General features: G+C 71.5%; 10 protein-coding genes and 1 pseudogene. 6 read left to right on the top strand and 5 right to left on the bottom strand.

What is annotated here, in order from left to right:
* Both VFM98_RS05375 and VFM98_RS05370 read right to left on the bottom strand, forming a co-directional pair.
* Window positions 1-706, bottom strand: a pseudogene (locus tag VFM98_RS05375) (ABC transporter permease); the annotation flags it as partial.
* A gap of 43 nt (window positions 707-749) precedes the next feature.
* Complete coding sequence (locus VFM98_RS05370; RefSeq protein WP_325108867.1) at window positions 750-1,229, bottom strand: hemerythrin domain-containing protein; 480 nt, start codon at window positions 1,227-1,229, stop codon at window positions 750-752.
* A 221-nt stretch (window positions 1,230-1,450) separates the two neighbouring features.
* On the opposite strand from VFM98_RS05370, the gene VFM98_RS05365 reads away from it, so the two are divergent.
* The 3 genes from VFM98_RS05365 to VFM98_RS05355 all read left to right on the top strand — a co-directional run bounded on the left by VFM98_RS05365 (window position 1,451) and on the right by VFM98_RS05355 (window position 2,770).
* Entirely contained in the window at window positions 1,451-1,711 is a 261-nt protein-coding gene (locus VFM98_RS05365; protein ID WP_325108866.1) for a hypothetical protein, read from the top strand.
* A gap of 67 nt (window positions 1,712-1,778) precedes the next feature.
* Window positions 1,779-2,174 carry a response regulator gene (locus VFM98_RS05360; RefSeq protein ID WP_325108865.1) on the top strand — a complete coding sequence of 132 codons (396 nt, stop codon included), beginning with the start codon at window positions 1,779-1,781 and terminating at the stop codon, window positions 2,172-2,174.
* Complete coding sequence (locus VFM98_RS05355) at window positions 2,171-2,770, top strand: thioredoxin fold domain-containing protein (RefSeq protein ID WP_325108864.1); 600 nt, start codon at window positions 2,171-2,173, stop codon at window positions 2,768-2,770. Before VFM98_RS05360 ends, VFM98_RS05355 begins: the two co-directional genes overlap by 4 nt.
* Here the strand turns inward: VFM98_RS05355 and VFM98_RS05350 are convergent, their stop codons facing one another.
* Window positions 2,771-3,415, bottom strand: a complete 645-nt coding sequence (locus VFM98_RS05350; protein ID WP_325108863.1) for an ABC transporter ATP-binding protein — start codon at window positions 3,413-3,415, stop codon at window positions 2,771-2,773.
* Window positions 3,415-4,353, bottom strand: a complete 939-nt coding sequence (gene miaA / locus VFM98_RS05345) for a tRNA (adenosine(37)-N6)-dimethylallyltransferase MiaA (RefSeq protein ID WP_325108862.1) — start codon at window positions 4,351-4,353, stop codon at window positions 3,415-3,417. Before miaA ends, VFM98_RS05350 begins: the two co-directional genes overlap by 1 nt.
* 123 nt (window positions 4,354-4,476) lie before the next feature.
* Here miaA and VFM98_RS05340 point away from each other — a divergent pair, with 123 nt between their 5' ends.
* The 3 genes from VFM98_RS05340 to aroD all read left to right on the top strand — a co-directional run bounded on the left by VFM98_RS05340 (window position 4,477) and on the right by aroD (window position 6,045).
* A complete protein-coding gene (locus tag VFM98_RS05340) occupies window positions 4,477-4,863 on the top strand; it encodes a response regulator (protein WP_325108861.1) in 387 nt (128 codons plus the stop codon).
* A gap of 97 nt (window positions 4,864-4,960) precedes the next feature.
* Entirely contained in the window at window positions 4,961-5,209 is a 249-nt protein-coding gene (locus tag VFM98_RS05335) for a hypothetical protein (protein WP_325108860.1), read from the top strand.
* A gap of 65 nt (window positions 5,210-5,274) precedes the next feature.
* Complete coding sequence (gene aroD / locus VFM98_RS05330; RefSeq protein WP_325108859.1) at window positions 5,275-6,045, top strand: type I 3-dehydroquinate dehydratase; 771 nt, start codon at window positions 5,275-5,277, stop codon at window positions 6,043-6,045.
* Here the strand turns inward: aroD and VFM98_RS05325 are convergent.
* Window positions 6,032-6,817 (bottom strand): alpha/beta hydrolase (locus tag VFM98_RS05325; RefSeq protein ID WP_325108858.1); only part of this gene is annotated, 786 nt, incomplete at its 5' end. The genes aroD and VFM98_RS05325 overlap by 14 nt on opposite strands.

Below are 6,817 nucleotides of genomic sequence, written 5' to 3'. Positions count from 1 at the left end.
GGCCGGCGTCGCCCGGCTGCGCGACCTGCACGCCGGCGGGGAGCTGCAGCTGCTGCAGCCACGCCTCGCGCGCGACGCCGGGCTGCAGGCGGACGTCGTTGCGCGGGAGCTGGCCGCCGCGGCCGAACAGGTCCTGCGCGGCGCCGATGTCCAGCACCAGCAGCGGCCCGCCGCCCGCGCCGGTGGTGCCGGCCACGCGCAGCTCGCGCAGCGCGAGCCCCGCCTGCACCCGCACGCGCCCGGCCGGCAGCACTTCGCGTGCGGCGGCATTGAGGAACACGGTGTCGGGCCCCAGCACGGAGAGGCGATCGACCCCTTCACCCGGCACGGGCACCAGCTGCGGCGCCGTGGCGCCGACCTCCAGCGCATCGATGCCCAGCACGCGCACGGCGGTGCGTTCGCCATCGCGCGCCACGGCGAGCGTCTGCAATTCCAGCACGGGGCTGGCCCGGGCCACGCGCGCGTCGGTGGCGACGCGGCCATAGAGCGATTCGTCGAAGCCGCCTTGCGCGGCGCGCAGTTCCAGGTCCGGCTCGCCGCCGGCGGAGCGCGCCGCGCTGGAGAACTCGTCCAGCGCCGATGCGTTGATCAGGTGGACGGAAAAGGCGAGCGCCACGCCCAGCGTGACCGCCAGCACCGCGGTCGCACTGCGCCAGGCGTGATGCCTCAGTTCCTGCCAGGAATAGACCGCGAGGAGCGCGAGCATGCGGCCCATTGTGCCGCCGCGCGCGCGCCGCAACCCGGAAGGATCAGGCCATCTCTCCCATCAGTTCTTCCTTGCGCGCCATCAGCTCGTCGCGCATCGCCACCAGGTCCAGCTTCCGTGCCGAGCGGGCCTTGGGGAAGATCTCGTTGCGTTCCTCCTTGACGTGGTGGTCCACGTACTCGCCCAGAACCTTGACCTTGGCGTCGAACATCTCGTCGGCCGCGTCCATCCCTTCGATCTGCGCGATGAGGTCCTTGGCCGACTGGTGTTCCACTTCGGCTTCGGCCACCATGTCGGTGTCCTTCAGCACGTCGCGCAGCGCGGGGTAGAACATTTCTTCCTCGATCTGCGCGTGCACGGTGAGCTCGTGGCAGATCTGGCGGGCCAGGTCCATCTTCTTCTGCGCGACGGTGCGTCCGCGCGAGTTGGTGAGCTCCTCGTATTCCTTGAACAGCTTCTTGACGGCGCGGTGGTCGGCGTCGAGCAGGTCGCAGGCGTCTTTTTCGCCTCGGGTGTTCGGCATGGATCGTTCTCCGGTGAAAAGGTCCAGCCATGATGGTCAGCGCGCATGCCGCGCCCTGTAGGAGAAGTGCGGCATCCGCCCCGCGGGTCGGCCGACGCCGATACGGCCGCCGCGGTGCGCACGACGCGGGCTCTTCCGGCGGATGCGCGGGCCCCCGTCGGACCGGGGCTGCGTGGTGCGGTCCTTAGTCTTCGGGATAACCGTGCAACGAAAGGAGTCCCATGAGCCATCCGCCTGAACCCAGGATCGAGGAGGCCAAGACCAGAACGGAGGAAGTGCAGCGCGAACTCGAGGTGGCCAGCGCCGAACTGGGCCTGACCCACGGGGCACTGGAGCGCGAGATCCCGCCGGGCGTGAAGGAGAAGCGCGACGTCGCCTGGGCGATACGGCAGAACGCCGCGCTCGAACGCAAGGTGCAGCGGGCCGCCGAGGACCTCGAGCAGGTGGCCGAGCTGCTGGAACAGGTCCAGGCCGATGCCTGAGCGCCCCACCCGACAGTACCCCCGCACTAGAATCGCCGGTCAGACGCTGGAGCAAGGCGGGCCCGAGGTGAGCGTGCGCGTATTCCTGGTCGAGGACATGAAGCAGGTGCAGGGCGTCCTGGCCGACCTGCTCGCGACGCTGGGCGATTTCCGCCTGGTGGACGTGGCGCGCACCGAGGCCGAGGCCAAGCTGTGGCTGCAGGAGAATCCCGGCGCCTGGGACCTTGCCATCATCGACCTCGTGCTCGATCAGGGCACCGGCATGGCCGTGATCCCGGGCGCGCGCGATGCGGTGCAAGCCGGCGGCGGTAACATCGTGGTCTTCAGCGACTACGCGAGCGACGGCATCCGCAAGCACTGCCTGAAGCTCGGCGCCGACGCCGTGTTCCTCAAATCGCAGACCCGGGAATTCATGGACTACTGTTCCGAGCTCGGCGGCCTCGCGGCCGCCACCGCATCATGAAGCGCCGCCTCGTCCTCAGCGCCTCCGCTGCCGCCTGCCTGCTGGCGGCCTGCGGCCAGGAATCCTCCTCTTCCTCCGGCGCGTCCGCCGGCAGCGGGGGCAAGCCCGCGCCGCAGCCGGTCTCGATCGAAGCGATCGAGCAGAAGGCCAAGGGCTTCAACGTCGGCTCCACGATGGCCACGCGGGTCATCTACGTGTTCTTCGATCCGCAGTGCCCGCACTGCGCCGCGCTGTGGGAGAACGTCAAGCCGCTGAAGTCGCAGGCGCGCTTCGTGTGGATCCCGGTCGGCCTGATCGGCGAGAAGAGCATCTCGCAGGGCGCGGCCATCCTCGGCGCGCAGGATCCGGTGACGAAGATGGAGGAGAACGAGACCTCCGTGCGCAGCCAGCAGGGCGGCATCAGCGCCATGGGCGTGGACGACCAGCACAAGGAGGTCGTCAAGGCCAACACGGCGCTGTTCACCAGCTTCGGCTTCACCGGCGTGCCCACCATCGTCGGCAAGCACACGCAGACCGGCGGGCTGGTGACGATCGACGGCGCCGTGCCGGCGGTCACGCTGGCGCAGAAGCTCGGGCTGACGGCGCCGGGCGGCTGATCAGGCGCTGATCCCGTCGCTGCGCAACTGCAGCACCCGGTCCGCCTGCGCGGCGGCGGCCGCCGAATGCGTCACCAGCACCAGGGCCGCGCCGCTTTCGTGCGCCTGCGCGCGCAGCACTTCCATCACCCGCGCGGCGGTCTGCGGATCGAGGTTGCCGGTGGGCTCGTCGGCCAGCAGCAGCTTCGGCCCGTGCACCACCGCGCGGGCGATGGCCACGCGCTGCAGCTGGCCGCCGCTCAGTTCCTGCGGCAGGCGCGCCCCCAGTCCCTCCAGGCCCACGGCGCGCAGCATCGCCTCCACCCGCTGCGCATCGGGCCGCCCGAGCAGCAGCAGCGGCAAGCCCACGTTCTGCGCCACGTCCAGGTGCGGCAGCACGTGGAAGGCCTGGAACACGAAACCCAGTTTGGCCCGCCGCAGCAGCGCGCGGCCTTCGTCGTCGAGCGTGGCGAGGTCCACGCCGTCCACCAGGATGCGGCCGGCCTGCCAGACGTCCAGCCCCGCCATGCAATTGAGCAGCGTGGACTTGCCCACGCCCGATTCGCCGACGATGGCGACGAATTCGCGCGCCGCCACCGCGAGCGTGACGTCGCGGAACACGTCGACGTCGCCGTAGCGCTTGGCGAGCCCCTGCACCTGCAGCATCAGGCCTCCACCCCCGCGGCCCGCAGCACCTGCGCCAGTGCGTCCGGCGCGTCGCAGGCGATCACGCGCCGCTTCGGCATCCCGCGCAGCCAGGTGAGCTGGCGCTTGGCGAGCTGGCGCGTCGCCGCGATGGCGCGCTCGCGCAGCTGCTCCGCCGGCCACTGGCCGTCCAGCGCTTCCCAGGCCTGGCGGTAGCCCACGCAGCGCATGCTGGGCAGCGCCGGGTGCAGGTCGCCGCGCGCGCGCAGGCGCCGCACCTCGTCGAGGAAGCCGGCGGCCAGCATGGCGTCGAAACGCTGCGCGATGCGCGCGTGCAGCCAGCCGCGGTCGCTCGGCTCCAGCGAGAGGAACAGGTCCGGCTGCGGCAAGGGTTCGCGCGCGGCGTTCTGGTGGAACTGCGACAAGGGCTGGCCGCTCACCCGGAACACTTCGAGCGCGCGCTGGATGCGCTGCGCGTCGTTGGGTGCCAGGCGCGCCGCCGTGGGCGCGTCCACCGCGGCCAGCTGCGCATGCAGTGCCGGCCAGCCGCTGCGCGCGGCTTCGGCCTCGATCGCCGCGCGCACCTCGGGGTCGGCCGGCGGCATCGCATCGAGCCCCTCGAACAAGGCCTTGAAGTAGAGCATCGTGCCGCCGGCCAGCACCACGCGGCGGCCGCGGGCGCGGATCTCCTGCAGCAGCCGGCGCGCATCGGTGGCGAACTCCGCCGCGCTGTAGGCCTCGGCCGGGTCGCGGATGTCGATGAGGTGGTGGACCACCCGGGCGCGTTCCTCGGCGCTCGGCTTGGCCGTGCCGATGTCCATGCCGCGGTAGACCAGGGCCGAGTCGACGCTGACGATCTCGGCATCCAGCTCCTGCGCCAGCGCGAGCGCAGCGGCGCTCTTGCCCGAGGCGGTGGGCCCGGCGAGCGCCACCGTGGCGGGCAGGGCGGAGGTGGGCATCGATCGAGGTTAGCAGATGCGACAGGGCCGCATGCCCGTACGCAAATGGTTGCAGTGGCCCCCGTGCACCGGGGAAGGGCATCCAGAATGGGGACTCCAGAGTACCAAGGGAGATGCCAGGGCGTGGACCTGAGGGTGTTCCTCGTGGAGGACATGCAGCGGATGCGCGGTTTGCTGGGCGAGATGTTCGATTCCCTGGGCGGCTTCAGCGTGGTGGCCAACGCCAGCACCGAGGCCGAAGCGAACCTGTGGCTCGACGAGCATCCCGGCGGCTGGGACGTGGCCGTGATCGACCTCGTGCTGGAGCAGGGCGCCGGCATGAACGTGATCCGCCGCTGCCGGGCGGACCCGGCCGGTGGCCGCATCGTCGTGTTCAGCAGCTACGCGACGCCCGGGGTGCGGCAGCACTGCATGGAACTCGGCGCCGACGCGGTGTTCGACAAGACCGAGACGGGCGCCTTCATGCAGTGGTTCCACGACCTCGAGGACCGCGAGAATTCCGGTCCCTGAGTCGGCCGTCACCGCTCAGCTTTGTCCGGGCTTGTCCGACAACCATCTCCGCACTGTCCGACAGCCAGTCGCTGGCACGTGCCTAGCATGGCACTTCATGGGTGCTGATCGACCTGGGAACGGGCCGCAGGATACCGTTTCCGGAACCTGGGCCACCGAGACGCTGCCGCTCGCCGTGCGCAAGGAGCTGCTGGAGCGCGAACTGGCCAGGCTTGGCCTGCGCAAGCCGGAAGCCGGCGACAGCGCGCCCGCCGGCAAAGGCGACGCGGGCAAGCAGCAGGGCGACGCAGGCAAGCCGCAGGGCGGCAGCAACCCCGATCGTCCGCAGGCGGATTCCGAACGCTAGCCGGCACGCGGGATGCGCGCGGCAGCGCACCCGGGCGGTGCCCGGCCGCTGCTTAGAATGCCCCGATGATCCCGATCCAAGTCGACGGCCGCCCCCTGGCCGGTGGGCGGCTGCCTGCCGTGTGCGCGCCGCTCGTGGCCCGCTCGCGCGCGGCGCTGGCCAGCGAAGCCGCCGCCGTCGCGGCCAAGCAGCCGGACCTGCTGGAATGGCGGGTCGACTTCTTCGAGGCGATCGGCGACACGGGCGAGGTGCTCGCCGCCGCCGCCGACCTGCGCGCGGCCAGCGCCGGCATCCCGATCCTCTTCACCCGGCGCTGCCAGCGCGAGGGCGGCCAGCCGATCGCGCTCGACGAGCCGCAGGTGCTGGCGCTGTACGAGGCGGTGGCGGCCAGCGGCTGCGCCGACCTGATGGACTTCGAGATGGGCAACGAGGCCGCGCACGTGGCGCAGGTGCGCGCGCTCACGCGCCGCCACGGCCTGCCGCTGGTGCTGTCGTTCCACGACTTCCAGTACACCCCGGACGAGGCCGAACTACGGGCGCGCTTCGAGCAGGCGCAGCGGCTCGAAGCCGACGTCGCCAAGGTGGCGGTGATGCCGCAGGCCATGGAAGACGTGCACCGGCTGCTCGGCGCCACGCTGCAGGCCAGCCGCACGCTGGGCATTCCCGTGATCAGCATGGCCATGGGCGGGCTGGGCGCCGTTACGCGCCTGTGCGGCGGTGCCTTCGGCTCGGCCCTGACCTTCGCTGTGGGGGCGGCGGCTTCGGCGCCGGGGCAGATCCCGATCGAGGACGTGCGCGCGGCGCTCGCCGTCCTGCAGCGCGCTACTGCAGCCTGAAGAACTGGGCGAGCGCCTCGCGGTACTGCGCCTGGCCGAGGGCCATGGTGCTGTGGTGCGAGCCGCCTTCCACCAGCAGGAAGCGCTTGCGCCCCGTCGCGGCCTCGTAGAGGCGGCGGCCCAGCGAGGCGTCGATCAGCGAATCGTTGGCACCGTGCACCACCAGCAGCGGCGAGTGCACCCCGGCCACCTTGCGGATCGACTCGAAGCGCTGCGTGATCAGCGGCCCGATCGGCAGCCATCCCCACTTCATCGAGCTCGCCACGTCGGGGATGGAGGTGAAGGTGCCTTCCACGATCACGCCCTGCTCGTCCTCGACGTGCGAGGCGAGGTCGATCGCGACCGCGCCGCCCAGGGAATGGCCGAACACGTAGCGCGGGCGCTGCGGGTAGCGGCGCGCGAGCCAGTCCCAGGCCGAGCGCGCATCCTCGTAGGCCATCTCCTCGGAGGGCAGTTCGCGCGTGGACTTGCCGAAGCCCCGGTAGTCGATCGCCAGCACGTTGAAGCCCAGTTCCTGCATGCGGCGGATGCGCGGCGCCGAGCCGGTGACGTTCCAGCGGGCGCCGTGCAGGTAGAGCAGCACCGGCCGGGTCTCCGGGCTCTCCTCGGCGGCGAGCCACAGGCCGTGCAGGCGCGAAGGCTTGCCCGTGACCCGGGAGTCGAAGGCTATCCAGACGTCCTCCATGCCCTCGGCGTAGGCCGTGCCGCCGGCCCAGGTGCGGTCGCCGGGCTGGAAGATCCACTCGCGCTGGCGTTCGTCGAGCGTGGCGCA

Source organism: Ramlibacter sp., from assembly GCF_035706265.1.
Classification (GTDB): domain Bacteria; phylum Pseudomonadota; class Gammaproteobacteria; order Burkholderiales; family Burkholderiaceae_C; genus Ramlibacter.
Note: the sequence above shows the minus strand (reverse complement) of the source record. Positions and strands in the feature narration are given on the sequence as shown.

Bases quoted from the DNA above. Each gene is read 5' to 3' on its own strand.
- VFM98_RS05370 (WP_325108867.1), bottom strand. From the start codon at position 1,229: ATGCCGAACACCCGAGGCGAAAAAGACGCCTGCGACCTGCTCGACGCC.
- VFM98_RS05365 (WP_325108866.1), top strand. From the start codon at position 1,451: ATGAGCCATCCGCCTGAACCCAGGATCGAGGAGGCCAAGACCAGAACG.
- VFM98_RS05355 (WP_325108864.1), top strand. From the start codon at position 2,171: ATGAAGCGCCGCCTCGTCCTCAGCGCCTCCGCTGCCGCCTGCCTGCTG.
- VFM98_RS05350 (WP_325108863.1), bottom strand. From the start codon at position 3,415: ATGCTGCAGGTGCAGGGGCTCGCCAAGCGCTACGGCGACGTCGACGTG.
- miaA (WP_325108862.1), bottom strand. From the start codon at position 4,353: ATGCCCACCTCCGCCCTGCCCGCCACGGTGGCGCTCGCCGGGCCCACC.
- VFM98_RS05335 (WP_325108860.1), top strand. From the start codon at position 4,961: ATGGGTGCTGATCGACCTGGGAACGGGCCGCAGGATACCGTTTCCGGA.
- aroD (WP_325108859.1), top strand. From the start codon at position 5,275: ATGATCCCGATCCAAGTCGACGGCCGCCCCCTGGCCGGTGGGCGGCTG.